The following is a 26,213-nucleotide window of genomic DNA, read 5'->3' on the forward strand; positions in this document are numbered from 1 at the left end:
GCCCACAAGGGCTTTTTTCATTTCTGCGGATAGAACAAAATGTGGCCGTGCGACGCTTTTTGTGGTCGCACGTCGCACGCCGTGCGACGAGTCTGTATCGTTCTCTGAATGTTCTTTGTGGCACTTTGTAGGAGACGGTTGCAACCGGCGAGGGTATCACCGACATAAACAGAGCACACGGGCTGTCGCCGAACGAGGTTCGGCCGGTCCCGCAGTCAGCCCTTCATCCCTTCCTTGCGTACCTGCAATTCGAGCCGGTCGATGCCGGCGTCGGCGCGATCGGCATTTCGGGCGCGGTAATGCTTCACGATGGTTTGCGCGCTTCGATACGAGTGCCCGGTGATGTCGCAGATGGTCAGCAGGTCGCAGCCGGCGCGATCAAGCAGCATCACACAAGTATCGCGCAGGTCCTGGTCGTGTTTCTGGTCGAGTTCGCCGGCCACATTGACAAACATTAGCGACGGGCAGGGCTTCAGGCGCCACGCCGCCGTCTCCCCATTGCTGTCGCGCGTTGCCTGCGCATCCAGCCATCGCGCCAATGCACCCGCGCGCTGATCGACCGCGCGGGCCCGTTTCGCTTTGTTTTCTGAATCGAGTGAGAAAGGCGCGAACAGTGTGTCGACGGTATTGATCAGTTCGGAGGTCAGCCGCTCAGCGCGGACGACCGCCTGACGCGCGGTATGACTTGCGAGAAAGCCGAAGACGGCGACGGCCCGCGCGGTTGATACCCAATGGCGATAGGTGCTCTCGTCATATGGCTCGCCATTGTCCTCGTTGATGACAAGTTCGAGCGGTACTGTCTCAAGCTGAAGCCGCAGCTTGAGCGCCTTTATCCTGGCGCGCGAAGCGCTTAGCCTTGCGCTAAGTTGTGGCGCCTCCTTGATGTCGACGAGTTCGCCAGTCTTGCTTTGCCGGAACGCGTGCCGTCCCTCGACGTCACCCTCGTCACGCATGATCAGACGATCGGTCTGGCGCTGCCCGGTGAACAGGGCAAGATAGAAGCTGTCACCAATCGAAGGCCGTTCGATTGCATCGGCTGCAGCCACCCATGCCGAAAATTCTCGCATCGCTACCAGCACGATCCGGCCGTCCGGATGATCGAACTCCATGCCCTCTCGCGGGTTTGGTCCGAGGCGCCACAGGATGCTTTCCTGACCCCAAGTGAACGCGGCAGACAGCGTCGCGATCATCGACAGCGCCATGTGATGCCCGCGCACTGATTTCGCATAGTTATAGAACGCGCGGAACTCCGGCTTGCCAATCGAAGATGGCGTCGCGGTCGCGATCGCCTCGAGCTCTCGCGCGGGCTCCGCCAGGCCGAGCAGTCGGGCGGCTCGGATCTCCGCACGCATCCGTGCAGCAGCCTCGCGCGTCTGCGGTCGATACAGGATGGCGGAGATGCACTTCCGGTAGGATGATTGCGAGGCGGCCGACAATGCCTTGAACTCAGCCGATTTGCTCCAGTCGTCTAGAAGATCTCCAATTGTGGTACGCTTCCTTACAGTTATCTTTTTGGGCAGTTTGCCGGCGCGCCGCGCCGCATCGATTTCCGATCTTCGTCTATCTGAAAAGTCAGAGGCCTCCTGGAGATTGAACCATGCACCGACCGGATGGCCTTTTTCATCGTGGGGCGGATGGCGCAAGTCGGAATCGAGGAAGCCAAGTGCTCTGGCGTAAGCGCCATGCGATGAACGCGGGCGACCGTCACGCCACTTCACGTACGGAAATTTCGGATCCGCCATAGCAAACCTTGGTGCCGAAGTAAGAAAGCACCTATTGGACTCTGGGGCGATCTACGATGTCAAGCGCGATGATTGCCATAGGCCGTTCTCAGCCGCTCGCGATGTTCTGCATCGGTTGCTGCTGGTGGTGGCACGAATGTGTCATTGGCGATCGTCTTTGGACGCATGGGGTGATGTCGGGTCAGCCAGGCGTCGAAGCCCGTGCGCTCCCATTTGAGCGGCCCCCGCGCGCTGATCGGCGCTGGCAAGCCGTCGCGCTCGTGTCGGATCTGACGCGTGCGATAGAAAGTGTCCAGCGAAATGCCCATCGCTTTTGCGACTTCAATTGAAGAATAGGGCGGCTCCATGGTCTGTGCGCTATTTGGCGAGCGCAGCTGCATAAGTCCGCAACGCCGCGTCACTTTTTTCTCCGTTGAACGATTTCGATGCAACATGGAAGCAGACAAGAACGAACATGAAAAGCGTGCCCTCCTAATCGTAGCGAATTCGGCTAATTTCGCGTGCAAAATAGGATGCAAGGGTCCTCTCGCGTCGCGTCTTCACGCACCGTGCTGAGGGAGAACATTCATGGGAGGAGCCCAAAGACCGCCGATGCGATTGCAAACCGGATAGATGGGGCTTCTCAGTCGCGGAGTTTATCGTTCCGTGCGGTGATGCATTCCCAACAAAAATCAATTATCGGGCGGCACGAATTGAAACAGGCATTCTTATTTCGTCTGCATGGTTGACGCTGGTCGGCTACTCAACAATGTTGAAGTGCCATGACGGGTTCATGGCTACCGAAAATTGAGAGGAGCGCGATGACGTTTTTGAGCTTCCGGTGCACCTCCACTCGAATCACATGTGCCGCGTGATGACGTCAGCGCTTGAACGTGAGCTTCACCTTGGTTTGAACCTGCACGGCGCTGGGGGACATGCAGCGGCGTGGCGGTGGCCCGGAAATCCTCCTGGGGCATTCTACGACGTTGAACATTACGTACGAGCCGCAAAGCTCGCCGAGCGTGGAAAGCTCGACGCGGTTTTCCTCGCCGATACGCCAGCGCTCAATCCAGCAATCGACAAAAGCCCGCCGCTCAATGGCATCGAGCCGACGATTACGCTTGCCAGCATCGCACGAGAAACAAAATTTGTCGGGTTAATCGGCTCGGCATCCACCACCTACAACGAGCCCTATAACCTCGCGCGCCGATTTCAGTCGCTTGACGTTGTCAGTGGCGGCCGTGCGGCCTGGAATGCAGTTACGACATCCAATGTCTATACGGCCAGGAGCTTCGGCGGCCAGGAGCAATCACGTGATGACCGTTATCGCCGCGCTGAAGAATTCGTGGAGGCCGTGCGAACCCTTTGGCAGAGCTGGGGAGAAGGCGCTCTTATTCTGGACCAGGCCTCGGGGCGTTTCGGTGATCCGAGCCGGCTGCAGAGGGTAAGACATGCCGGCGAGTTCTTCGACATCAGCGGGCCACTGACACATCCGGGCTCAAGACAGGGACAGCCGGTTATCTTCCAGGCAGGCGGATCGGATCAGGGGCTTCAGTTCGCTGCCCGAAGCGCCGACGCCGTGTTCTCGTCGACAGGCAATCTGGAAATCGCCTTGCGCGAGGCCGATCGCCTCAGGTCGTTTGCTTCTCAACATGGACGACGGGCGCCCCTTGTGCTGCCGGGCATCGTCACTTTCATTGCCGGAACGGAAGAGGAAGCAATCAAGCGCAAGGCAGGGCTTGACGAGCTTATCAACTTTGACGTTGCCCTTGATGTGCTGTCCGGTCGTTTCGGTATTCCTGCCGAAAGGCTGAAGATCGACGAACCAATCGACCCCAACTTACTGCCGCGACATGCGGACGCGGCTTTTTCCATCGGCCAGTATCGCACTGTGGAAGCGCTCGTGCGCTCCGGCAAAACGGTCCGCGAGATCATCGTCGAGGCGCCTGCTTACGGTCACCGGGTGCTGGTTGGATCGCCGGAGCAGATTGCCGCTTCCTTCGAAGAGTGGTTCCGGGCTGGCGCAGTGGACGGGTTCAACGTCATACCGGATGTTCTGTCCGACGGCACGCCTGCGTTCGTCGACCATGTTGTTCCCGTTCTGCAGCGGCGCGGCTTGTTCCGTTCGGACTATCGCGGCGAAACGCTGCGCGAGCATCTTGGCATTCCTCTGCCGGGCGAGCGCGCCGAACAGGTCTCCGCCGCCTGAGTTCTTCTCCCTTCATATTCGGAGCTTATCATGTCTAAGCCGGCTGCCGTTCGTTCGGCGTTTCTTCTCAAAAGTATGAATCGTCGTCTGAAGTCTCACGCCGCAATCATCGCCATCGCGATGTCTGGCCTTACCATAGCGGATGCCGTGAAGGCGGAAGATGCTTCTGCTGGCAAGCCGCAATCGGGCGGGATCATCCGGTACGGTCACTTCCAGGAGCCGCCGTGCCTCTATGGTGGCTGGGTGCAGCAATGGTACCTGCAGCGTCAATTCAGCGACAATCTGGTCGCCAGGGCTGAAGACGGAAGAATCCTGCCTTGGCTTGCGACCGCCTGGAGCGTTTCGGATGACCGCAAAACCTACATTTTCCAGATCAAGCCCGACGTCAAATTCACGGACGGGACGCCTCTGGACGCCCAGGCGGTCGTCGATAACATCAATGGATGGCTGAGCGACAATCCGGAGCTGGAGAACCCCACAGCCGGCCCTTATCTCAAGGGCGTCTTCGAGTCCGCGGCGGCGGCTGGCCCGCTGACGCTCAAGATCACCTTGAAGACGCCATTCGAGCCGCTGCTGAATGTCTTTGCGCAGTCCTCGCAAGGTATCCTATCGCCGACGGGGCTGAAGCGTGGCAAGGCCGTGAACTGCGAAAGCCCTGTCGGTTCGGGACCGTTCATCGTGGAGAAATGGAACCGCGGCAAGAACGTCATATTCCGTCGAAACCCAAACTACAATTCGGCCCCGGCCACTGCCAAGCATCAAGGCCCAGCCTATGTCGAAGGAATCGAGTGGCGTTTTCTCGCTGACCCCACGATACGCTACGGCTCGCTTCTGTCCCGCGAATCCGACGTTGTCTATCATATCCCGGCCGTCAACTGGCAAGACGCCAATTCCCGCTTCAAGATCGTGCGTCACCTCACGGGCGGAACGCCGCTTCGGCTTGCGTTGTTCTCCGAGAGACCGCCGTTCGACGACGTGCGTGTCCGGCAGGCTTTTGCTTATGCCTCCGACCGGCGTGCTGCCGTGCAAGCGGCGTTCCTTGGCTCGCTGCCCTATGAGGGCAATTTCGCTTTGAGCCAAAGCTCGCCTGAATATGTCGGCGAGCTCTCAAAATCCTATTCTTATGACGTTGAGAAGGCGAACAAGCTGCTCGATGAGGCCGGGTGGACGGTGCGCGATGCAAACGGCATTCGCAGCAAGAACGGCAAAGCGCTGATCATACGCATCACCTACACCAACGCCTTTTCGCCTCCCGATGGCGATCAGGTCCTGCAGATCATCCAGCAGCAAGCGAAGGCTGCAGGCTTCGACGTGCGCCTCCAGCCCACCAATCAGGCTGATTTCTGGGCCGGAAAGAATCTTGGTCCAAATGACTATGAGATCGTGCCCCTGTATTGGGTTGCGCCCGGCGCCGAGATCTATCGCATCTCGTACAAGCCCGACCTGAATGGTGTCCGCAATCCTTTCAATCCCTCCCGCTATCAGGATCTGCCCCTGTGGGACATCATCCAGAAGGCCGAACAGACCGCTGACAAGGAGCAACGCACCGCGGTTTATCAGCAGGCGGAGCGCCGGATCGTCGAGAACGCGCCGTCCCTGAGTTACACGGTTTTGGATGTCACCCTCGCTTTAGCCGATAATGTGAAGGACATCTGGCTCGACAGCGGGTCGGTGGGCGAGCCCGTTTTCTCGGACGCATATTTCACCGATAAGAAATGAATGCGGCGAAGATGATAGGCCATCAAAGCCTTTGGCTGGCGCGCCGGCTCTTGTCCGGCGTGATCGTGGTCTGGGCCGCGGCGACATTCACCTTCTTTGTGCAGTTTCTGATGCCCGGGGAACGCGCCCAGATCATCTTCAATGCAAATAGCGGAAACGTGGGAGAGATTCCTCGGGACCAACTGCTCGCCATCAACGCCAAATATGGCTTCGATCAACCCGTCATCGTGCAATATGGAAGGTATATAAGGGACGTGATGCACGGAGACCTTGGGCAGTCTTACGTTCAATATCAACCTGTCACGGACCTGATTGGGCGCCAGATCGGACCGACGATTGCGCTCGCCTTTGCCGCCGTGTTGACGGCCTGGATCATCACCATCACAACCACGGTTCTTTTCGCTGGGCGTGACAACATATGGCCCAAGGCGCTGGGCGGGCTTCAGGTCTTCTTGGCAACCCTTCCGCCTTATTGGCTGGCGACAATCCTGTTGGTCGTTTTCGCGATCCAGCTTCGCTTGTTTCCTGTCGTAGGCGGCAACACCCTCATGGGCCTCGTTCTGCCGACGATCGCCCTGGCCTTGGAAATCTATGGCTTCCTTGGTCAAGCGGTTTTGAGTGAATTCACGCGGGTTCTTGATCAACCTTTCATCACCTCATCGAGAATGCGCGGCACAGGGGATCTCGGTATCCGTCTACGTCACGCTCTGCGCCATGCTGCCTTGCCCGGGATCACCCTTTCCGGCTGGATTATAGGCAAGCTGCTGTCCGGCGCGGTATTGATCGAAGCGGTCTTTGGCCGTCAGGGGCTGGGCGGCGTTCTCGTCGCAGCAACCTCCACACGCGATGTCCCGGTCGTGTCAGGGGTGATTCTGGTTTCGGCTGCGCTGTTTGTCGCTACCAGCTTGTTCGTGGATCTCACGGTGCAGCTCATCGATCCCCGGATGAAAGAGGCATGAGTTTCGCCACTAGCTCCGCCGGACATGCTAAGGCGTTCATAACTGCAAGAGTGCTGACGGGCGCCCGTAGATTTCCAGTTCGGGTCTATGTCGCGGCTTTTTTTATGGCGTTCTTCCTCATCGCGGCGATTGAGCCGAAACTGCTTCAGACGCATGATCCTTTAATGCTGAGCCTGACGTCACCTCTGAAGGCCCCTTCCTTGACGCATTGGCTGGGGACGGACCAGTCCGGACGGGATCTCTATTCCCGCATCGTGGCAGGGACAGGTCATTCTCTCTCGATTGGGCTGGGTGCGACTGCGCTCAGCCTTGCCCTCGCGCTTATACTCGGCGTGACGGCGGGCCTGTCTGGCGGCTGGATCGACAATGTGCTCAGCCGGCTGTTCGACGCCTTGTTCGCTCTCCCCACTCTGTTTCTTGCGCTTCTCTTCGTTTCGTTGTTGGGCACCTCGGTCCCGACGCTGGTTATCGCCGTCGGCCTTGGAACATCGCCCGGATATGCGCGGATGGTGAGGGTGCAGGTTCTGAGCGTTAAAGCGACCAGTTATGTTGAGGCGGCAAGGGCGCTAGGACACTCGCCGAGACGCATCCTGTTCAAGCATATTCTCCCCAACGCAATCAGCCCACTTGCGACAATGTTCACGCTCGGTGTCGGGCAAGCCATCATTTGGGCATCCGGCCTTTCCTTTCTAGGCTTGGGAGTTGCGCCCCCGTCATCGGAATGGGGCGCGCTGCTCAATGCCGGGCGTAACTACGTGATCTATGCGTGGTGGCTCGAGGTCATGCCCGGTATTGCCATCGCTGCCTTAGCACTCTCAGTTACTGTTGTCGGCCAGTACGTGCAGCAACGCCTGGAAGGAAGGATTGAGCTTCCATGAACGTGACCTATCCCGCAGCCTCCTTCCGGCAAAATGCCACACCGCCCGCGGCTAGCGTCCCGTTGCTCGGGGTACAAAACCTCAACGTTTCCTTCGGGCCGGCGCATTCGCGGCGAGATGTGGTAAAGAGTGTCTCTTTCACGGTTGAGAAAGGCCGGTGCGTCGCGATCGTTGGTGAATCAGGATCAGGCAAGAGCGTTACGGCCCGGACGTTGGTTGGTCTTACCGGCGCGCGTTCTCATGTCCAAGCTGACCGCCTGACTTTTCAAGGGAAGAGTATCGATCACCTGGGTGACACGGAATGGAGAGCCCTGCGCGGCAAGGGTATCGGCTTCGTGTTACAGGACGCACTGGTGTCGCTCGATCCGCTAAGACCGGTTGGCAAGGAGATCGGTGAAGCGCTGACTGTTCACCGCGCAATCAGGACAGGCGCAGAGTTGACAGAACGGGTGCTTGAGCTTCTGAAGCTCGTCGGCGTGCCCGAGCCGGCGGTCAAGGCGCGGCAGCTTCCACATGAGCTGTCAGGCGGACAACGACAACGAGCCTTGATTGCGACGGCGATCGCTCTCGATCCAGCTCTCTTGATCGCAGATGAGCCCACGACGGCGCTGGACGTTACGATCCAGGCGCAAATCTTGGATCTGCTCAGCGAAACCCGCGAACGCGGGAAGGCCGTGATCCTCATCAGCCACAATCTTGCCGTGGTATCGCAGATGGCCGACGAAGTCATCGTGATGCGACACGGTGAAATCGTCGAGCATGGCTCATCAGAACAGATTTTTGGCAATCCAAGACACGATTATACCAGAAGCCTTCTTAAGGCGATCCCATCCGTCCAGTCACGCGGCAGCCGTCTTTCGTCCTATAAGGCGCCGCGCTTCATCTCGGCTGAACGCGACGTGACCAAAGCGCTGGCCCAATCGGATATCGCACAGCGTAGTAGGCCGCTGCTTGAAGCGGAAGGGCTCGTCAAGCGCTTTCGTGGACCGGACGGCAAGCTGCGTACCGTTGTCAATGATGTCTCGTTTCGCCTCGGCCATGGAGAGACGCTTGGTATCGTCGGCGAGTCAGGGTCCGGGAAGACGACCGTGGCACGCATGGCGCTCGCGCTCGAAAGGCCGGACCTGGGAGAGGTGACGCTCGAAGGTGCGCTGTGGACTGCAGCGACTGAGAAAGAGCGCCGCCAGCGGCGATCGGATATCTCGGTCATCTACCAGGACCCACTAAGTTCATTCGATCCGCGCTGGAGCATCGAGCGCGTCATTGATGATGCCTTGGCAAGGCGCCGCGGAGATCCCCTCGACAGAGCCAGTCGACGATCCGAGGTCAGTGAGTTGCTCGATCTTGTGGGGCTTTCATCAAGCTTCAGGAACAGGCGCCCACTCGAGCTGTCGGGAGGTCAACGCCAACGGGTTGCGATCGCCCGCGCGATTGCTCCGCGCCCCAAGATCATCGTGTGTGACGAGCCGGTCGCGGCACTTGATGTATCCATCCAGGCGCAAATTCTCGATCTGCTTGGCGATCTCAAGTCTCACTTGCGCGTCAGCTATCTATTCATCTCGCATGATCTCGGCGTCGTGCACCACCTGAGCGACCGTGTTCTTGTCATGAATCACGGCGTGGCCGTCGAAGCCGGCGCAGCAGACGACGTATTTTTACGGCCTCGGCAACCCTATACGAGGAAGCTGGTTGCGGCCGTTCCACAATTGCGCTTCCAGGCGGCTTAAAGTCTCAAGGCCAGCCACTCCCCGTCGGCTCAGCGCGAGGCTGAGCGCACGACAAGGCGCTGTGCAAGGCAGCTAGATCGGGCCGTGGCTCTCCCATGCATGCATCCGCGCCAGCGGAAGCCCGTCTGCCTATTCGGACGATGCAAATTCCGTCCTTTAAGGGGATTCACTGCCAGACCGAAGTCCACAAGATGCGATGGCCGATCACCACACCGGCGCAGGTGGGTCTAGACTAGCCGCAACGGAGCTCACAAGCTTCGGCCGAGCGACGGAGGCGATGGGGGTGTCGCTTCAAGCTGGCGCGCCGGTCAGACCTGCGCAAATGCGTGGGCAAAAGCCTTGCGACGGGACATTCGCCGGAGCAGATCGCCGGCCGCCTGGTGCTGAAGCATGGTCGCGCCATCATCAGCCATGAGTCAATATCGTCTCATCTAACGTCGGACGGCCCAGAACGATTACTGGTACCGCCTGCTGCCACTTCACAAGAAAATACGAGGGCACCCCGGCAGAGACCTAGGTAAAGCTTAGGGCAAGGTCACCAGGGACTTCTAACTGGATAAAGTTGGGGCAAACTCACTCCTCATTCTGTTTGCCTGAATTGATCTCCCGACAAGACATCGATGGCCTGGAGTCTAGACTCATACTCCTCGTACGTGCCGAGCAGGGTATCCCCGACCGCCAAATTGTGCACGGGATCGATGAGTGAGGGGGCAGTCGTAAGTTAGGGAAACCGGGCCAGTAAAAAGTACTTCGGCGCCCCGCTCGTCTCGTCGGAACCTTCGGTCCGTGCACCATTTCACGAGTTGCGTTACGGCTCCCTTTCCGGACTCTGTTAGTGGCAGATGGCGAACCGAATAGAAGTTCGTCCGCGTAGGCTACATCTGCCGCGCACCCGAGCTCATGCGTTGATTTGGTTGAGCAGTGATGGTTAGCAGACGCTTGCCAGCCCGACGTTCGAGCGTGCCCTGAATCGGACCAGCTTCCCATGTCAGTCTGATGTGCGCCAGCTTGTTTGGAGCACCAAGGACCTCCCGTCCCGAAGCGAGCGCTGCATCATTCGTTGTCACGTAGATGCATGGAATGTAGTAGCCGGTCTGCCCGCCAGGATTGCGAACTTGGAGTCCTGAGTAGTGCTCTAAGTACGCTCCGACTGTGCTTAAGCCATAGCACGCTACGCCCACAATACCGATCGCCGGGTTTGCTGCAGGTACTAGCTCCTCCGGCAGTAGACGAGTCGCGTCCCTTGTGATGCTGAACATGACATTTACGGCTTGGCAGTTAAGAAACGCGCTACCCTGCTCGTCGCCCCCGTGGTAAAGCGGCGCATCAAACGGAATGCCTTTGACTTCGTGCATTGCTGCAATCCTCCTGATTGTTCTACTCTATGATGTGAACTCAACCTTCACATCGCTAGCGGATCCTCAGGCCAGCCGAGATTTGTCCGGGCGAGTAGGAGGGCCGCGCAGCCACTTTGGCGATTGCCGATGACGGCCGGGAGAGGGCATGCGGATGCCGGCGCATGACTTTCCGAACGATGGCCGCTTTCGCGTGGGTAACACACGAGAGATGCTGGTCCTGCTCTGTGTCACGCTGGAAGCGCACCAAGTACACGGGATGACCTTCGCGCAATGCAAGTCCACCTCTCGCCGGCTTTGTGGCCGCCGACGCCCGGACTGGGTCCCGCTCGCGTACAGATAATCATAAAAGGGCGACGGCCGTAGCCGACGGTGACGTTTTCAGCCGGAATGACGTGCATTAATACGTACCTGCGGTCCTTCCATGTCTGTGTCGTAGTCGTGGAATAGAACGGGCGGACAGCCTGCCGACTCATGTTCGGGGAAGACTTCGCCAAGCTCGCGGAGAACATCCGCGCGCTCACTTGCGTCACGCCGGTATCCCGTCCTGGCAACGCCCCGCATTCCATCGTCGCGCATCTTACGTAGAGCCTCAGCCGGACTTTCATCGTCTGCCAAGAGATTGGGCAGGAGCGTAGACATGCGGTTGCAGATGCGCTGGACGCGCAGCAACAGGGCGCCTGCAACAAGTCACGGGTCTTGCCGCTCGCTTCGATGCGGGGCGCGTTTTCGTACGATCGCTGTCGCTGCTGTCGATCAGGTTGGCACCAGCCGTGTGCACTCCACGACAACATTTTCCGGAATGCTGTCCAGCGAGAAATTGCCGACGGCCCGATAATGCCAACGGGCGATCGAAGCGCTCATCCCTTCTGGGAGTAAAGAGTCGGAATTCGGTGGAGGAACTCGCCCGGACGTCAACAGCGGAAATCAATGGGGCCGCGAGACGATGCAGTCCCGCGGCCTCGCCACCGGAATTTAGTGAAAAGACAGTTTAAGTATGAAATCCCTCAGCCGGTGTTCTTACAGTAGAACACCCTGTTAGACACTTGACAATCCGGACGGCTACGGGGAAACGCGTGCAACCGCAGACCAATGCGGCCGCGAGATCGATGAAGAAGCCGGCTAAAATTGACGGTTCGCCTGTCCTATTCGCCTGTATAACGGGTGCCAAGCGTCGAAAGAGTGTTCAGCGAAGAAGCAGCGCTCGATGCTATTGCGCTGTTCGTAGTCGTCGGCTTCGTGCAGGAATGGTGATCCTGCCGGTGCCGTTTGAGCGTATCATTGCTGTTGCGCTGATTGCGCCGATGTTCGTGCATAACTGCCGGTTGCCGAGGCCCGCTTCAGCGTCATACGGCTTCCGTTCGCTTAAACCATTTCCTCGGTAAGCCAATGTAGTAGCCGCGCCTGATCTCGACCTGCAACTGCACGCTGCCGCGAAGGCGATCTCCGATAGGTTCCAGCAACCGCCTTGCGTAGGACGGACGCGGGTGCCGGTCAGATCATCAGTTAGTGCCAACCCGACCAACCCCTGTAGAGGCCGACAAGCACGATCTGGCGGCGGAGAACGTTGGCGCACGGTGCGCGAAGCGGCTGAAGACGCTCCAATGGCGCTCAATCCGGCGAAGGCTGAGGGGGGCGGCGACGCCGGCCGAAACCATCGTGATTGCAAGGAAGCGGAGGACCATAACTGAGCCGAGGCTGAACTCCTCCAACTAGATGCAAAGCAGAAGCACGGTGATCGCGGTCGGGCACGGGATCAGGCGGCAATTGGGAGTTGGTTTCGTTCGTTGGCCCACGGGTCGCGCCGTCTCCAAATGGCTCGAAGCCGAGTGAGATTGACGGCCTGCCGGCGATTCCCTGCTGAACGCATCCAGCAAGGGCTATTACATCTGCCTCGTGCGGCAGCTCTCGGGCGCGCAGAGTAACGAGGCTGCCGCGGCGATCATGTCGGCATGCCGCGCGTCCAATCCGCTTTGATCCCCCCGCTCAAGCCGCATTCAGCGCCTGGGCGAGGTCCGCGATCAGATCCGACGGGTTCTCGATGCCGATCGACAGCCGGATGGTGGAATCGAGCACGCCGATCTTTTGGCGGATGTCGGCGGGAACGCCGGAATGGGTCATCGTCGCGGGCAGGCTCGCGAGCGACTCGGTGCCGCCAAGGCTCACCGCCAGCTTGAGGATCTGCAGCGCATTGAGGAATTTCACCGCCGCTTCCTTGCCGCCGACGATGTCGAACGAGAAGGTCGATCCCGCCCCCAGGCATTGCCGCGCGAACACGCGGCCCTGGGCGGAGTCCTGCTCGTGATGACCGAGATAGTGCACCTTGGCGACTTTTGGATGGTCGCGCAGATAGCTCGCCACCAGGCGCGCATTCGCATCGGCCTTTTCCATGCGCAGGCTCAGCGTCTCGAGCGAGCGGTTGATCATCCAGCACGAATGCGGATCGAGCTGGGTGCCGATGGCGCCGCGCAGCGCCTTGATGCCCTTCATGATCGCCTTCGAACCGAGCGCGGCGCCCGCGATCAGGTCGGAATGGCCGCCGACATACTTCGTCAGCGAATACAGCGACAGGTCCGCGCCGTGCTCGATCGGCCGCTGAAACACCGGGCCGAGCAGCGTGTTATCGCAGGCGATGATCGGCGTGTGTCCCTGGGCCTTGCCGACGGAATCGGCGATGCGGCGGATCATCGCGATGTCGACGAGGCCGTTGGTCGGGTTGGCCGGGGTCTCGATCAGGATCATCGAAACCCGCCCCTTGCCCGTCGCCTCCTCCGAGGCTTGCCTGACGGAGGCTTCATCGATGCCGTCGGCAAAGCCGACCGCGCCGATCGACAGGCGCGCCAGCGTGTTCGTCAGCAGGGTTTCGGTGCCGCCATAGAGCGGCTGCGAGTGCAGGATGACGTCGCCGGGGCGGACGAAGGCGAGGATCGTGGTCGCAATGGCCGCCATGCCCGAGGAGAACAGCGCGCAGCTCTCGGTGCGCTCATAGACCGCAAGCCTGTCCTCGACGATCTCGCTGTTGGGGTGGTTGAAGCGCGAATAGACGAGGCCCGCCCCCATGCCTTCTGGCGGCTCGCGCCGGCCGGCGACGTAATCGAAGAAATCCTGGCCGTCTTCGGCGGTCTTGAACACGAAGGTCGAGGTCAGGAACACCGGCGGCTTGATGGCGCCTTCCGACAATTGCGGATCATAGCCATAGGTCAGCATCAGGGTTTCCGGATGCAGCATATGGTTGCCGATATGGGTCTTCGACGGGAACGGTTTTGCCATGGCCTGTCTCGCTGTTCTGATGCTCGCCGCGCGTTGCGGGCCGAATCGGTGGTACACCGCGGTGGTCACAAAATCGACCCTGTATGCAGGTTCGTCAGCACCTGCTCCGGCAGCGGATTTCCAGACACATCTGACTCGGCACCAGCGCTCAAATGCGTCAGTAGGTTCTCGGGTAGGCTGGTTAGCTGGTTATGGTTAGCGAGGAGGAGCACGAGCCCGGGCGGGCGCGCTTCAGGTAAGCTGGTTAGCTGGTTGCCCCTAACGGCGAAAGTATGGAGCATAGCGGGAAGCCCTCCGGCAGACTCGTCAATTGATTGTCGCTGAGCTCGAGATACTGGAGCGAATCAGGGAGGATCTCCGCTCCTGCCCTTTTGTTCGTTCGAAGAGATCCCATCGCCGCGCAGAATCTGTCCTGCCTCGAAAGGATCCATTCCATACTCCCTTGCCAGGACTGAGTAGACTTAGTCCATACGATACGTTGTAACCTCTGAAGCACTTACCTGTCGGTAAGCTGACGAAGAAGCTATCGCCAGGTGGCGACCATAGGAGTTGGAAAGGCGGTGATCGTTGCGCCTGCCCGAAGCTGCTCGACCATTTCGGCACGATCATCATATGACAGGGACGTATCCGCGTGGAGGCGTCTGATTTCCTCCTCGCCGTCCGACCGTGCCACCGCCGCCTTGGTCTGCGCGGCCGTCCCCTGTCGCTGCCTGAACTGTTCGGCTGCCCGCGCCGCACACATCGCGCGCTGGCTCTCGGCGAAAACGAGGCCGGGGCGCACCGGGACGGAGTGCTCACAGTCTATGACGTGGCAGATTCAGCTCATGCGGAGGATGACGTAGACCAGAGGGTTGAAAATTGGGCTGCCGAACGGGACGTGGGCCCGCTCGAGGTTCGAGAAGACCTAACGCGATTAAATCTCTCCGAGAGAGATCAACATCTTCGATCTCGGATCGTTGTCGGTGTCGACGCTTCAAGTTGTCAGGCTGATGACGTATCCCAGCGGATCGTCACCGTAATAGTTGCGCGTCGGATGGTACGTGTCGATTCGAGCGCGATCTCCTCGAGCTCCTCTTTCGAGACCTAGATGTACTGACCCTTCTCGAGCTCGTAGCCCCTGACGATTCTTCGTTCGGCACCTCGTCGCCGGTGTCGGCGTCGACCTTCACGTACTTGATGCGGTGTCCCGTCTGGCGGTTGAGCTGGTCGAAGGCGATACTGTGTTTCCCAAACCGAAGGACCAGGCCTTCTTCCTCAGCTCGCGAGGCTGCCGTCTGTCGGCGACCGGCCTGCAGAGCGTCAGCAAAGATTGCGTGAGTCAGCCACCACATACGATTCCACGGCGCGGCCAAAATGAATGCGAGCGACGATAGCCGACCCATACGCTACTCAGAAGGAGGCAATCCGCGCCGCGGTCGATGCCGCCCACGCGAACGGAAAGGCAGGGCACGACGCTTAGGTTCTCGTTCAAGGGGAAAACTACCAATTTAGAATCGAGTGGACACATGGCCACGACCCCATACCACACCAGCCGGCTAATCGCGGACCACATGAGATCGGCGCCGACCAATCCTGGTAGGTGCCTTGCAGTCCTTCTCCGCGATAATTGGCAGCACCCTTTGGGAGTTCAGTCTCTCGGGGGCCGAGGTGGCCAGCCTTCCTAACTCCGAGGGCGACGGCTGGTGGTAGGGACAGTGCTTTCGGGGCGAGCGCCGAAACACGTCTGCGCTGCCCGTTTTTCGGAGCGCCCCGCCTTTCCGCTGAATCTTCACCAACGGTGCGAACTGGAATCGCTGCTTCCAACCACGGTCCAAAGGAAACCTGATATGATCCCTATTGAGCAGTCCTTTATTCGAGCGATAACGTTGCTTGACGGACCAAAACCGACCGAGCAACGGGCTGAAATCGTCGCCCACCTGGATACTATTGTAGACTATGCACGCGACGATGCCGAGGAGCGCCTAGCCCATAGTTTCAAAGCGATGGCCCTGAACCACCTCGACAGTATCGGTCGAGATACGTCGACTATTGTTAAGGAAAAAATGGAGCTGGCTCTGATCGCCACTGAAGAATTGATTATAGCTATCGTTGAGCGCAACCGGCGGGGAATAAGATCCGAGCGACGTCCATGCAGGAACGTTGCAACTGGGCAATACGCCGGCCGGTGGTCGCGATCAGATAAGCATGACCGATGACGACCTCCACCGGCGCTTCAGGTCTTCCTGGTAAAACTTCACCGCCAGATGGATCATCCTTCCGGCGACCGCGATCGCATCCGTTTCAGACGGTTTTATTAAGATCTACGCGAATGGACTTATCTCATCACGGGGCAAAGACCATCGTCTGGTATTGACAATCAACGGTGACTATCAAAGCTACGTCCTGATGAGTGGTCACGCCAGCGCAGATGAATGGGACGATTGCGGCATCCTATCTTGGAGGAGTGGGTTGGGGGCAAGACGCAGATTTCTCAACGGAGATCACCGCTGCCATCCATCGCTGGCGTAAAGACGCTCGGCAGCAGAACCTGTGGTCGTGATGAGCGTCAACAACATCTTTCCCTCTTTTTGTGCTAACTCGCTGACAGCCGAGAGCAGCCAGCGCCCGATACCGCGACGGCGTGCACTTCTTCCAACCAGGAGTTTGACGACTTGAGCGCTATGCATCTGGTTCGCAAAGGCGGCAGGTACCATCTGGACTGTGCCAACAATCTGACCTGTGCTATCTTCCGCAGCTAGCAACACGCTTTCATTGCAAATGACCGCGTCCGCAATGCTACGCCAGTACACCAGCGCACGTCGTCGAGATACAAGCTGACTGAGTCGCCGTGGGCGACGCAGTCGATGAGGATGTCAGCGAGACCCTCCAAACGCCTATCGACTTCGTCGGCGTCGATGCGCCGTACCTGGATATCGTCTGTCATCTGATTCTGGAGAGAGCGAGCCGATCACCCTCGGCAAGGCCTCACGCGCTTGCTGCCGGTGGCCTCGAGAACGGCCGAGGCGAACAGAACTGGATCTTCACTTTGAGGTCACGGTCCAGTTATTGAACTTGAAGTCCATTCCGCCTGGGGACGAGGTGATCTCGACGCCGTATTGGACGCTACCGACGTTTATGTCGCCGAAGTAGCCTTTCGACTTGATCCACTCTAGGATGCCTTTGATGTCCACTGTCCCGCTATTGCTCTTCGAAGTGGGCACGAGCGAGATGACGTTGTGACCATTGTTCCCTTCAAACACGTTCCAGGTCGTCCCTCCCACCTCGACGTTAGTGTAGACCGGGATCGCGGCCCCGGAGGGATCCTGCCGATAATGATAAGAAATCGGCTTAACGTTGCCGCTACCGTCCGAGTTTCCAGTGTAGTTTGTCCAGATCATGATCTCGTGCTGGTTTGAGCTGTCCCAAATATCATAGGCGGTGTCCCAAGCGCCGCTTTTAGGAACGTCCTGATTGAAGGTCGAGCTCAAGGTGTTGATTGCACTGAGCGGCTTCCCGATATGGACGGCCTCATGCGGATAGCTCTTGATGCCACCAGTTCGAGGCTGGTTCGACCACACGCTCCACCGGTTCGCTCCATACACCGAAATGGTCTGAGGCCCGGCACCACTGCCCCACACGTCGTTGTTCCAGGAGTAGCCATCGCGTGCAAAGTTCCCGTACGGAGCGCTCGAACTCCAAATCGGGGGCTTTGCCGGTACAGCGGCGACCGGCCGCCCGACGTCTTTTACAGCTTGCCTGAAAAGCTCATGATGCTCCTGTGAGTGGGCGTACCCCGTTGGGGACTCTGGCAAGCCGGCACCGTTTATCCGATTGGAATCCATTATGCTCTCCCTTGCTCCTATGAGAACAAAGCCTCTTCGGTTGGCCCTTAAAGATCGGCTTCGAATTCTAGGACGGTTGGCTTTCGAGAAGCTGACTAGTGCGCGAGTGCACGGTACGCGCCTGGCCGCTACTTTTCCAACCCACGCACGTGGCGCAACGAGAAGGATTTCCCGATGGTCATCGCGAGCCCGCCGGGATCATGATCGGGCGCGACTCTGGCGCCATCTGAGTGACGCGGGCAATTGGTCAGGCCGCGCTGCTTCCATTTCCAGCCCGTTGCCGACCACATGCGCCGCCATCTGGCAGCGGCGGATCGCTTGTTCATGGATTGAAACCACGGCGCCGGTGCTCGATCGCGGGCGTGGTCAAACGAAGAAGGGCTGCTTCTGGGCGATCGTCTCCGACGACCGCAGCCATAGTGGCCCAAATCCGCCGATCGTGCCGTTCCGATATGCCCGGATGCCTTCGCTGAGCAGTTCCTGGACGCTTCAACGGACACTTCCTGCAACGCGATGCCTATGACGGTTATGATCGGCTGATCGAAGTTGTCCGACCGCAAGGGCCGTGGTGCTCGTACATTGCTGGAGCCATTTGCGCCGGCGCTTCGTCAGATTGGCCCTGGCTGACGCGCTTCCTCGATGACGAGCGTCTCGAGCTCGACACCAATCCGGTTGAAAAGGCGATCCCGCCAATCTGCTTGACCAAAAATAAACGCGCTCTTCGCCAGTCATGAGGTCGGAGCCGAAAACTGGGCCTTGCTCGCACCCATCGTGGCGACCTGTAAGCTCAACGACATCAACCCGGTCGCCTACATCGCCAAAACGCTCACGGCGATCATTGCCGACCATCCCCAAAGCGAAATCGACGACCTCATGCCATGGCCCTTCCGCAAAACCTCAAGCCAGCATCAATAGGGTTGCGGCTAAGCGCTTACGATCATCGAGCGCGGCGAGCCAAAAATGGTGGTCAGCGACAACGGCACTGAATTTACCAGCAACGCCATCGTGACATAGGCCGGTCGGAGCCGCGTCGCCTGGCACTACATCGCGCCCGGCAAGCCGAGGCAGAATGCCTTCATCTAAAACTTCAATGGCCGTCCGGGATGGCCATCTCGAAGTATACGTTTAGACGCCGCTCCTGCGTTCGAGCGAGCTTTGCTGAGCGCTCAAAAAGAATATCAAAAGCGCTCCGGTGCAAGCCCCAAATCATCTCGTCCGGATCTAGGTATGGTGCAAAGTCCTCACGCCACATCGCATATGCGTAGTGCTTTGCGGCAACCGTTAGCGGCATCACGTGCGTGCGGCCGTTCTTGGTCACTTCGCTCGGAAGTGTGATGTTCTCTGTGATCCAGTCTTTGGCTATCGACCAGTCGTTGCGGGACTGGTTTCGCGGCGCCTGACCATGCGCCTGCACTTGATCATCTCCCACCGCTTCGTGAAGCGGCTCGTGCGACGTTGTCTTCTTGACTTACCCAATGTTACCCAACTTCGATCTGAATGGGCGTATATGGGCCGAAAATGACGGTTAGCGTTCCCGATACTCGCGACCCTGGAAGAGGAGGGGGACGCGAGTTGGCGGGCCAAAGAGCCCGGAGGAGGGATTAATGCCAAGGACGCAAGCCGCTTTGCGCGGCCATTCGGCTCATTTGTTCAAAACCGCTCTGATTTGCTCAGCTCTCTTGGCTGGGGCGGCCGCATCTTTCGGCCAGGCCAAAGGGGACGATATCAACTGGCGCCAGTTCGAGGGCGCTTCGATCGTGTGGGCATATGACATCCATCCCTATGCTGACGCGGTCGCAGCACAGCTGCCTGACTTCGAGAAGTTGACAGGCATCAAGGTGACGCCTGAGCTTTATCCGGACGACGCCTACTGGAATAAGCTGACCATCCAGCTGAGCACAAAGTCACCCTCGTGGGACATCGTCGGCATGGGGATTCAGCCGGCTTGGGATCTCGCCCCCGGTCAACTGCTCGAGCCGCTCGATCGTTATTTGAACGATCCCAAGCTCACCTCGGCAAGCTATGATTATAAGGACTTTTTCCCCGCACTACGTGACGCGCTGACATGGGAGATCAACGGCGGGCAGATCGAGGCCGGCCGGGGTCAGGTGTGGGCCATCCCGCACGGTTTCGAAAACATCCAATTGTTCTACCGCAAGGACATTCTGGATAAACACGGTATCAAGGTCCCCACAACTCCGCCGGAGATGTCCGCGGCATGCGAAAAGCTGAAATCTGCGGATCCCGCGATCACACCCCTGGGCGTGCGGGGAGTGCGCTTTTGGAGCAGTATCCACACGGCCGCCATCTCGATTGCCAAGTCCTATGGTGTGCACGACTTCGTCGTCAAGGACGGCAAGTTGGAAACCGGTCTCGATTCGCCCGAGTCGCTCGCCTTCCACAAGGACTATGTGCAGATGATCAAGAAGTGCGCTGCTCCGTCCTTTGCCAACGACAACTGGTACCAGGTGGTCGATGGCATCAATTCGGGCCGGACCGCGATGGCGATCGATTCCAACATGTTCGGATTCTGGAACGATGTTGCCGGCAAACCCGCTTCGGGCAAGATCGCATTCGCTCCCCCGCTGCGCGCTCCGAACGGCAAGAATTTCGAATCGAACATCTGGATCTGGTCCCTGGCCATGAATGCTGCCTCCCAGAAAAAGGGAGCGGCCTGGCTGTTCATTCAGTGGGCGACGTCAAAGCAGGTCGAGCTGAACGGAGCCGTCGCCGGGAAGCTCGTCAACTCTCCGCGCGCTTCGACCTGGAGCGACAAGGTTTGGCTCGACTATGCGGCTAAACCGGAATTCACGAACTTCGTGGATACCTTCAAAAGCGTGCAGGACAGGGCGGCGCTCGCCTTTACGCCGCGCGTAGGGTTTGCCGAGGCCATGAACGCCTGGGCAGTCGCCATGCAGAAAATGGTCAATGGCGCGGACGTGAAGGCGACGTTGACCGGCCTCGCCTCCGAGATCCGCTCTTCCATGTAAGGCGATCGGGGGCGGCATAAGGGTTTGCCGCCCCCATCACGCCCGAGTAGCTTTTGAGAAGTGAGCGATGGACCTTCGAGGCACCGACGCAACCGTGACGTTACAATCATCGGCAGGCCAACTGGCATCGTCCAAAGACGAGCAGGTGCAAAACGCCGAAAAGCATGGGCTTGACTGGTGGAGCCTTGCTGCGATTGCGCCCGCGATCATTATCCTGCTTGGATTTCTTTTTCTGTTTTTCTATGGGATCTTTCAATCGCTGACCGATCTCAAGTTTGGTCGTCCCCTGGTTCGCTTCATTGGATTCACCAACTATGAAGTGGCGATCAAGTCCCAGGATTTCTGGAACAGCGTGCGGGCGACAATGGCGTATGCCTGCTCCGCCGTGCTCGCGGAAGCGTTGTCCGGGCTTGCGCTTGCCAAATTGTTCGCAAGTGGGGTGTTCCTTGCCCGGCTGATGCGACCCGTCATTCTCCTTCCCTTGGTTCTGCCGCCAATGAGCGTCGCCTTGATGTGGACCACAATGATGGATCCGCAGAATGGGATCCTGAACTACTTGCTCTCGCTTATTGGGATCGGCCGGTTGGCATGGATTTCGGACGCCAGCACAGCGATGTTGTCGCTGGTTCTCATCGACATATGGACTTACACGCCATTTTTCGCGCTGATCATCTTCGCCGGCTTGCAGGGCATCGACCATGAGGTCAGAGAAGCCGCGCGGGTCAATGGTGCGAAGGGTTGGGCAACCTTCCTCCATATCGAGCTTCCGCTCATCGCGCCATACATCCTGATCGCCGCTGTATTTCGGCTGATCGAATCGCTCAATCAGTTCGATATCATCTTCGGGACAACGCAAGGAGGCCCGGGTGACAGTACCGCCGTGCTCTCGGTCCGCGCCTACATCACAGCCTTTCAAAATCTTGCCTTCGGGCGTGGTGCCGCGCTCATGGTCGTCAACTGGTTGATCGTACTTCTCGGGACCTTGGCCATGGTAAAATTGTGGCGCTTGGTCCGGCAGCGTGTCAGTTAGAGGAGGCTTGAGATGCGTTTAAATCGCTCAACGCCGGCAAGCTTATTCCTCAATCTGCTGGTTGTTGCCTGTACGCTGATCCTGACATTTCCGCTGGTCTGGATCGTGATCATGTCGCTGAAGCAGCAGGCCGAGGTCATGACCTGGCCACCGCGCTTCATCTTCACGCCGACTTTCGAAAACTTCCGCGTTTTGTTTGATGCAGCCCAGGCCGGGGCAACCAGCTACGGCACCATCAAGGTTGATTTCCTGGCGCCGGTCACCAATAGCGTTGTGATCTCGCTTGGTGCGGTGCTCGTATCGCTGATCGCCGGGGTGCCTGCAGGCTACGTCCTGGCGAGGCGTGATATCCCTATGAAAGAGGACATCGCATTCTTCATTCTGGGCTTCCGCTTCGCGCCGGCGCTACTTGTGGTCATACCGCTGTTCAGTGTGTTCCAAACAGTCGGCCTTTATGACACCTATTTCGGTATGATCTGGGTCTATCAGGTCGTCACGCTGCCGATGATCATTTGGCTCAGCCGTTCGTATATCGAGGACATCCCAAAGGACATTGAGGAGGCCGCCGCCATGGATGGTGCAAAACCATTCCGCGTGGTCTGGCACATCGTCCTTCCGCTTCTAAAGCCCGGCTTGATAGGCGCTTCATTGCTCATTTTCCTGCTTGCGTGGCACAACTTCGCTCTCGGCCTGATCCTCAGTTCGACGAAAGCGCCCGTCACCGTCGCTCTCCTCAAGCTGCTCAATCCGGGCGTTCAGTTCTATCCAGTCATGGCTGCGGGTCTGGTGGTGACCATGATTGTGCCGGTCGTCCTGATCATCCTTGGCCAGCGTCATCTCGAACGTGGTCTTACCTTCGGGGCCGTGAAATGAGCCCGAGACGATTGATGTTCTTTGGAACGACCAATCTCGACCTCTGCTTCACCGTCGAGCGGCTTCCAACGCCCGGTGAAAGCCTGATGGGAGGCTTGAAGCGGAATGCGGGAGGCAAGGGCGCCAATCAGGCGGTCGCCGCCGCTCGATTGGGCGTTCGGCCGAGCTTCTACACCCGACTTGGCGATGACGATGCCGGCCGATCGTTGCTGCAAGCGCTGCGTGAGGCAGGTGTCTGTCTCGATGCAGTTGCGGTGTGCCCAGGGGAGATATCGGGTTCAGCTCTCGTCCTGGTCGGTGACGACGGCTCCAACATGATCGTCATAGACCCCGGAGCCAATGCAAATGTCACACCAAGCATGGTCGAAAAGGCCGCCGAATTCATTGAACGGGACGCAATTGTAGTTGCCGAGATGGGCATGCCGGTCGGCGCACTCAATCACCTCTTTGCAATGAAGAGCGTCAAGGGATTCGAGCTCATTTTCAATCCGGCCCCCGTGAGGGCCGGCCTGTCGTCGGAGGCGTGGAGAAGTGTCGATTTCGTCACTCCAAACCAGGCCGAGGCTTTCGAGCTCACCGGCGTCGAGGTGCACGACTTCGACAGCGCCGCTCATGCGGCCGGAAAGCTCCTCGATCTCGGCCCGAGAGCAGCCCTGATTACGCTTGGTGCGCAGGGGGCCTACTACGCCGATGCCAGCGCGTCTTTTGCCCTCCGGGCATTTCCTGTGAAGGTCGTTGATACGACTGCGGCGGGCGATGCCTTCAATGGAGCCTTCGCAGCCTCCCTTGCTCAGCGCCTACCGATCCGCCAAGCGGTCAGGAAGGCCCTTGCCGTAGCGGCGCTGTGTGTAACGCGACGCGGCGCGCAAAGCGCAATGCCAAGCAGCGAAGCCGTCGACGAGTTTCTCAAGTCTCAAACTATCCTGGAGTTGGAATGACCGAACAGTTCTCAGTTGCAGACAGGACCGTGCTCGTGACCGGTGCGGGTGGAGGCATTGGCTCAGCCATTGCAAATGCTTTCCGTCAAGCCGGTGCGAACGTCCTGGCAACCGACGCAAATGTGGAAAACCTCCGTAGCATTCTGACGCACCTGCCGTACGGCAACGGCATCCTGCCGATGAGCATGGATGTGTCACGAGAAGACGATGTCGGCAGGGTGCTTGATGAGATCGCCAGGCGCTTCGGCAGGCTCGATGTCCTGATCAACAACGCCGGAATAAAATCGGCTCAGCCGCTTCTGACCGGCAATGCCGATCGAATTGAAAAAACCATCCAGATCAATTCCGTCGCGGTGCTTCGCTGTGCCAAGCTAGCGATCGAGCGCTTCATGAAGGCCAAGGGCGGCCGCATCGTCAATGTCGGGTCCTCGTTGTCATCTCAAGGCGCGGTTTTCAACTACCAGGCTGGCGGTGCCGACTATTGCTTGTCAAAAGCCATCGTTCACGATGTGACAAAGCTGCTCGCTTATGAATGTGCTCCGCTCAAGATCAACGTCAACGCAATTGCACCCGGGATTATCGATACGCCCATGCATGGGCGTCCGCGAGAGGAGACCGAAGCGCGTCATAGTGGCCGGATTCCACTGGGCCGGGTCGGATTGCCGGAGGATATCGCAGGCCTCGCGGTTTTCCTGGCTAGCCCCGCAGCCTCCTATATGACCGGGCAGATTGTCCATGTGAATGGCGGGATGCTGATGAATGGTTAGCAATGGCTGCGACATCGGCTGGCCGCCAATAGAAGGGATCATCTCCGACCTGGATGGCGTCGTCTATCGCGGCAGCACCGCAATCGCGGATGCGATAGAAGCGTTCACGCGATGGCAGAAAGTCGGCGTGCCGTTCTGTTTTGTGACGAACAATTCCACGCATACCCCGGAGGACGTCGTCCGCAAGCTGACAGGATTCGGGCTTGTGATCTCGCCGTCACAGGTCGTGACAAGCGCTATCACGGCTGCAGAACTTATTCGAACGAATTATCCGCAATTGACGCGCGTCTATGTCATCGGAGCTCCGTCGCTTGTCACGGCCATGCGCGATGTCGGGCTGGAGGTCACTGAGCGAAACCCCGAAGTTGTCGTGATGGGGCTTGACAGGGATATTACTCACGAGAAGATGCGAATTGCCGTTGAGGCGATCCTCAACGGCGCTGTCTTCATCGGAACCAATCCTGATCTTCTCTTGCCCACGGCCAGCGGGTTCGAGCCTGGGGCAGGAGCTGCGATTGCGGCTGTGGCTGCCGCGACGCAAGTGCAGCCTTCGATCGTCGGAAAGCCGCAAGTGCCGATGATCGAGACAGCGCTCTCACGCCTCGGTACGAACCGCGCTTTGACGATTATGATTGGAGACCAGATTCCAACGGATATTCAAGCCGGAAAAGTAGCGGGGCTTGCTACGGTGCTGGTTACAACTGGTGTGCCGATGCGTCATGACCCGTCCCTAATGGCCCCCGATTTCACCGTAACGACCTTGCGCGACGTTGAGGTAAGTGCCGCGCGCTCGGGTCGCCCGCAACAGAGGAGGGCATAATGGCCGATGTTCGCCTGGAAGGCCTCAGGAAGGCCTATGGGACGATCGAGATCCTGCGCAATATCGACCTTGCGATTGATCACGGCGAATTTGTCGTCTTCGTCGGTCCATCCGGGTCAGGCAAGTCAACGCTTTTGCGCATGATTGGCGGGCTCGAGCCCATCAGCGGTGGGCGGCTCCTCATCGACAATGAGCTCGTCAACGACATCGATGCGGCCGATCGCAACCTCGGCATGGTCTTTCAAAGCTACGCTCTCTATCCGCATATGACGGTCAGAGAAAATCTGGCCTTTCCTCTGCGCATGGCCAAAGCCTCGAAAGCCAAGATCGCCACCAAGATAGCCAAAACTGGCTCGCTATTGCAGATCGACCATTTATTGGATCGCAAGCCTCGACAACTCTCAGGCGGCCAACGCCAGCGCGTCGCAATCGGGCGCGCCATCATGCGCGAGCCAAAAGTGTTCCTGTTCGATGAGCCGCTCTCGAACCTGGACACCGAACTACGCGTGCAGATGCGGGTTCAGATCGCCAAGCTCCACAAGCAGCTCGGAAATACCATGATCTATGTGACGCATGACCAGGTCGAGGCCATGACCATGGCTGACAAGATCGTCGTGCTCAAGGACGGCAACATCGAACAGGTCGGCAGCCCGCACGATCTGTATCACAACCCCGCTTCGCACTTTGTGGCGGGATTCATAGGCTCGCCGAAGATGAACTTCCTGGGCGGTATGGTCGCGGCTGCCCGCGAACATGGCGTGGACGTCCGGTTGGACGCCGGTCCGACGATCTCCGTTCCGGTTCATCCGGACCAGATGCTGGTTGGCAAGCCGGTCACCCTTGGAATTCGTCCGGATGACTTCTCCTCGTCCGCGCCTGGGCAGCAGGAGATCGCGATTGAACTCGGAGTCGATTTCGTTGAGCATCTCGGCAGCGTCACGTATATCTACGGTAATGCAGGAAACGAAACCGTAGTAGCCAGGGCACCACAATCCGGTTGGCCCAAAGGCGCTAGCCGGCTCACCCTCACCGCCGCTCCAGCCGATTGCCACTTGTTCATGAGCAATGGAAGGGCGGTACGGCGGTTGCACGCACCGGCGAGTTGGAGGTAGTCTTGACGTAGAGCCGTACGATGA

General features: G+C 58.8%; 24 protein-coding genes and 4 pseudogenes. 18 read left to right on the top strand and 10 right to left on the bottom strand.

Annotated elements, in window-relative coordinates; translation table 11 throughout:
• Positions 1–215: 215 nt before the first annotated feature.
• The gene (locus tag XH84_RS14125) at positions 216–1,742 is read right to left on the bottom strand and encodes a site-specific integrase (RefSeq protein ID WP_128948312.1); all 1,527 of its coding nucleotides are present in this window, start codon (positions 1,740–1,742) and stop codon (positions 216–218) included.
• Between the two features lie 59 nt (positions 1,743–1,801).
• Positions 1,802–2,122, bottom strand: a complete 321-nt coding sequence (locus XH84_RS14130; protein WP_208757077.1) for a hypothetical protein — start codon at positions 2,120–2,122, stop codon at positions 1,802–1,804.
• A gap of 473 nt (positions 2,123–2,595) precedes the next feature.
• Between XH84_RS14130 and XH84_RS14135 the strand changes: the two genes are divergently transcribed.
• The 6 genes and pseudogenes from XH84_RS14135 to XH84_RS41865 all read left to right on the top strand — a co-directional run.
• Positions 2,596–3,930 (top strand): NtaA/DmoA family FMN-dependent monooxygenase, encoded by a 1,335-nt coding sequence (locus XH84_RS14135; protein WP_208757079.1) that lies wholly within the window; start codon positions 2,596–2,598, stop codon positions 3,928–3,930.
• 30 nt (positions 3,931–3,960) lie between these two features.
• The gene (locus XH84_RS14140; protein WP_128948315.1) at positions 3,961–5,649 is read left to right on the top strand and encodes an ABC transporter substrate-binding protein; all 1,689 of its coding nucleotides are present in this window, start codon (positions 3,961–3,963) and stop codon (positions 5,647–5,649) included.
• The gene (locus XH84_RS14145; RefSeq protein ID WP_128948316.1) at positions 5,646–6,608 is read left to right on the top strand and encodes an ABC transporter permease; all 963 of its coding nucleotides are present in this window, start codon (positions 5,646–5,648) and stop codon (positions 6,606–6,608) included. The genes XH84_RS14140 and XH84_RS14145 overlap by 4 nt, the downstream gene beginning before the upstream one ends.
• A complete protein-coding gene (locus XH84_RS14150; protein WP_128948317.1) occupies positions 6,605–7,486 on the top strand; it encodes an ABC transporter permease in 882 nt (293 codons plus the stop codon). Before XH84_RS14145 ends, XH84_RS14150 begins: the two co-directional genes overlap by 4 nt.
• A complete protein-coding gene (locus XH84_RS14155) occupies positions 7,483–9,213 on the top strand; it encodes a dipeptide ABC transporter ATP-binding protein (protein WP_128948318.1) in 1,731 nt (576 codons plus the stop codon). Before XH84_RS14150 ends, XH84_RS14155 begins: the two co-directional genes overlap by 4 nt.
• 248 nt (positions 9,214–9,461) lie before the next feature.
• Positions 9,462–9,723, top strand: a pseudogene (locus tag XH84_RS41865) (IS30 family transposase); the annotation flags it as partial.
• A gap of 365 nt (positions 9,724–10,088) precedes the next feature.
• On the opposite strand, the gene XH84_RS40755 reads toward XH84_RS41865, so the two are convergent.
• The 5 genes and pseudogenes from XH84_RS40755 to XH84_RS40765 form a co-directional block, all read right to left on the bottom strand.
• The gene (locus tag XH84_RS40755) at positions 10,089–10,568 is read right to left on the bottom strand and encodes an acetoacetate decarboxylase family protein (RefSeq protein ID WP_245471719.1); all 480 of its coding nucleotides are present in this window, start codon (positions 10,566–10,568) and stop codon (positions 10,089–10,091) included.
• Positions 10,569–10,623: 55 nt separating this feature from the next.
• Entirely contained in the window at positions 10,624–10,842 is a 219-nt protein-coding gene (locus XH84_RS41870; protein ID WP_128948319.1) for a DUF3141 domain-containing protein, read from the bottom strand.
• A gap of 1,232 nt (positions 10,843–12,074) precedes the next feature.
• Positions 12,075–12,328: pseudogene (locus XH84_RS40760) on the bottom strand (nickel/cobalt efflux protein RcnA); the annotation flags it as partial.
• Between the two features lie 226 nt (positions 12,329–12,554).
• Positions 12,555–13,838, bottom strand: coding sequence for a cystathionine gamma-synthase family protein (locus tag XH84_RS14185; protein WP_128948321.1), 1,284 nt, complete (start codon positions 13,836–13,838; stop codon positions 12,555–12,557).
• A gap of 1,086 nt (positions 13,839–14,924) precedes the next feature.
• A pseudogene (locus tag XH84_RS40765) lies at positions 14,925–15,055 on the bottom strand (Ku protein); the annotation flags it as partial.
• Between the two features lie 609 nt (positions 15,056–15,664).
• Here XH84_RS40765 and XH84_RS14195 point away from each other — a divergent pair.
• A complete protein-coding gene (locus XH84_RS14195; RefSeq protein WP_128948322.1) occupies positions 15,665–16,033 on the top strand; it encodes a hypothetical protein in 369 nt (122 codons plus the stop codon).
• Between the two features lie 285 nt (positions 16,034–16,318).
• Here the strand turns inward: XH84_RS14195 and XH84_RS14200 are convergent, their stop codons facing one another.
• Together XH84_RS14200 and XH84_RS14205 are read right to left on the bottom strand one after the other, a co-directional pair.
• Positions 16,319–16,627 (bottom strand): GNAT family N-acetyltransferase, encoded by a 309-nt coding sequence (locus tag XH84_RS14200; RefSeq protein WP_164937368.1) that lies wholly within the window; start codon positions 16,625–16,627, stop codon positions 16,319–16,321.
• A gap of 231 nt (positions 16,628–16,858) precedes the next feature.
• Positions 16,859–17,659: a GH12 family glycosyl hydrolase domain-containing protein gene (locus tag XH84_RS14205; protein ID WP_128948324.1), complete on the bottom strand. Its 801-nt coding sequence runs from the start codon at positions 17,657–17,659 to the stop codon at positions 16,859–16,861.
• A gap of 19 nt (positions 17,660–17,678) precedes the next feature.
• On the opposite strand from XH84_RS14205, the gene XH84_RS41650 reads away from it, so the two are divergent.
• The 4 genes and pseudogenes from XH84_RS41650 to XH84_RS14220 form a co-directional block, all read left to right on the top strand.
• On the top strand, positions 17,679–18,182 hold the full coding sequence (locus XH84_RS41650) for an IS66 family transposase (protein ID WP_347338880.1): 504 nt from the start codon (positions 17,679–17,681) through the stop codon (positions 18,180–18,182).
• Positions 18,183–18,282: 100 nt separating this feature from the next.
• Complete coding sequence (locus XH84_RS41655; RefSeq protein WP_347338881.1) at positions 18,283–18,393, top strand: IS66 family transposase; 111 nt, start codon at positions 18,283–18,285, stop codon at positions 18,391–18,393.
• A gap of 22 nt (positions 18,394–18,415) precedes the next feature.
• Positions 18,416–18,574, top strand: a complete 159-nt coding sequence (locus XH84_RS41660; protein ID WP_333921997.1) for a transposase domain-containing protein — start codon at positions 18,416–18,418, stop codon at positions 18,572–18,574.
• A 21-nt stretch (positions 18,575–18,595) separates the two neighbouring features.
• Positions 18,596–18,739 (top strand): annotated as a pseudogene (locus XH84_RS14220) (IS3 family transposase); the annotation flags it as partial.
• A 7-nt stretch (positions 18,740–18,746) separates the two neighbouring features.
• Here the strand turns inward: XH84_RS14220 and XH84_RS14225 are convergent.
• Positions 18,747–19,073, bottom strand: a complete 327-nt coding sequence (locus XH84_RS14225; RefSeq protein WP_128948326.1) for a hypothetical protein — start codon at positions 19,071–19,073, stop codon at positions 18,747–18,749.
• A 190-nt stretch (positions 19,074–19,263) separates the two neighbouring features.
• Between XH84_RS14225 and XH84_RS14230 the strand changes: the two genes are divergently transcribed.
• From XH84_RS14230 to XH84_RS14260, 7 genes are all read left to right on the top strand, one after another.
• Complete coding sequence (locus XH84_RS14230; RefSeq protein ID WP_128948327.1) at positions 19,264–20,649, top strand: ABC transporter substrate-binding protein; 1,386 nt, start codon at positions 19,264–19,266, stop codon at positions 20,647–20,649.
• 67 nt (positions 20,650–20,716) lie between these two features.
• A complete protein-coding gene (locus tag XH84_RS14235; protein ID WP_128948328.1) occupies positions 20,717–21,679 on the top strand; it encodes a carbohydrate ABC transporter permease in 963 nt (320 codons plus the stop codon).
• Between the two features lie 12 nt (positions 21,680–21,691).
• Positions 21,692–22,552, top strand: coding sequence for a carbohydrate ABC transporter permease (locus XH84_RS14240; protein ID WP_128948329.1), 861 nt, complete (start codon positions 21,692–21,694; stop codon positions 22,550–22,552).
• Positions 22,553–22,566: 14 nt separating this feature from the next.
• Positions 22,567–23,490: a ribokinase gene (locus XH84_RS14245; RefSeq protein ID WP_245471720.1), complete on the top strand. Its 924-nt coding sequence runs from the start codon at positions 22,567–22,569 to the stop codon at positions 23,488–23,490.
• Entirely contained in the window at positions 23,487–24,257 is a 771-nt protein-coding gene (locus XH84_RS14250; RefSeq protein WP_128948331.1) for an SDR family NAD(P)-dependent oxidoreductase, read from the top strand. Before XH84_RS14245 ends, XH84_RS14250 begins: the two co-directional genes overlap by 4 nt.
• Positions 24,250–25,077 (top strand): HAD-IIA family hydrolase, encoded by an 828-nt coding sequence (locus XH84_RS14255; protein WP_128948332.1) that lies wholly within the window; start codon positions 24,250–24,252, stop codon positions 25,075–25,077. Before XH84_RS14250 ends, XH84_RS14255 begins: the two co-directional genes overlap by 8 nt.
• Entirely contained in the window at positions 25,077–26,189 is a 1,113-nt protein-coding gene (locus XH84_RS14260; RefSeq protein WP_128948333.1) for an ABC transporter ATP-binding protein, read from the top strand. Before XH84_RS14255 ends, XH84_RS14260 begins: the two co-directional genes overlap by 1 nt.
• Positions 26,190–26,213 lie beyond the last annotated feature (24 nt).

The sequence above is a fragment of the Bradyrhizobium nanningense genome, from assembly GCF_004114535.1.
In the GTDB taxonomy this organism is placed as follows: Bacteria; Pseudomonadota; Alphaproteobacteria; order Rhizobiales; family Xanthobacteraceae; genus Bradyrhizobium; species Bradyrhizobium nanningense.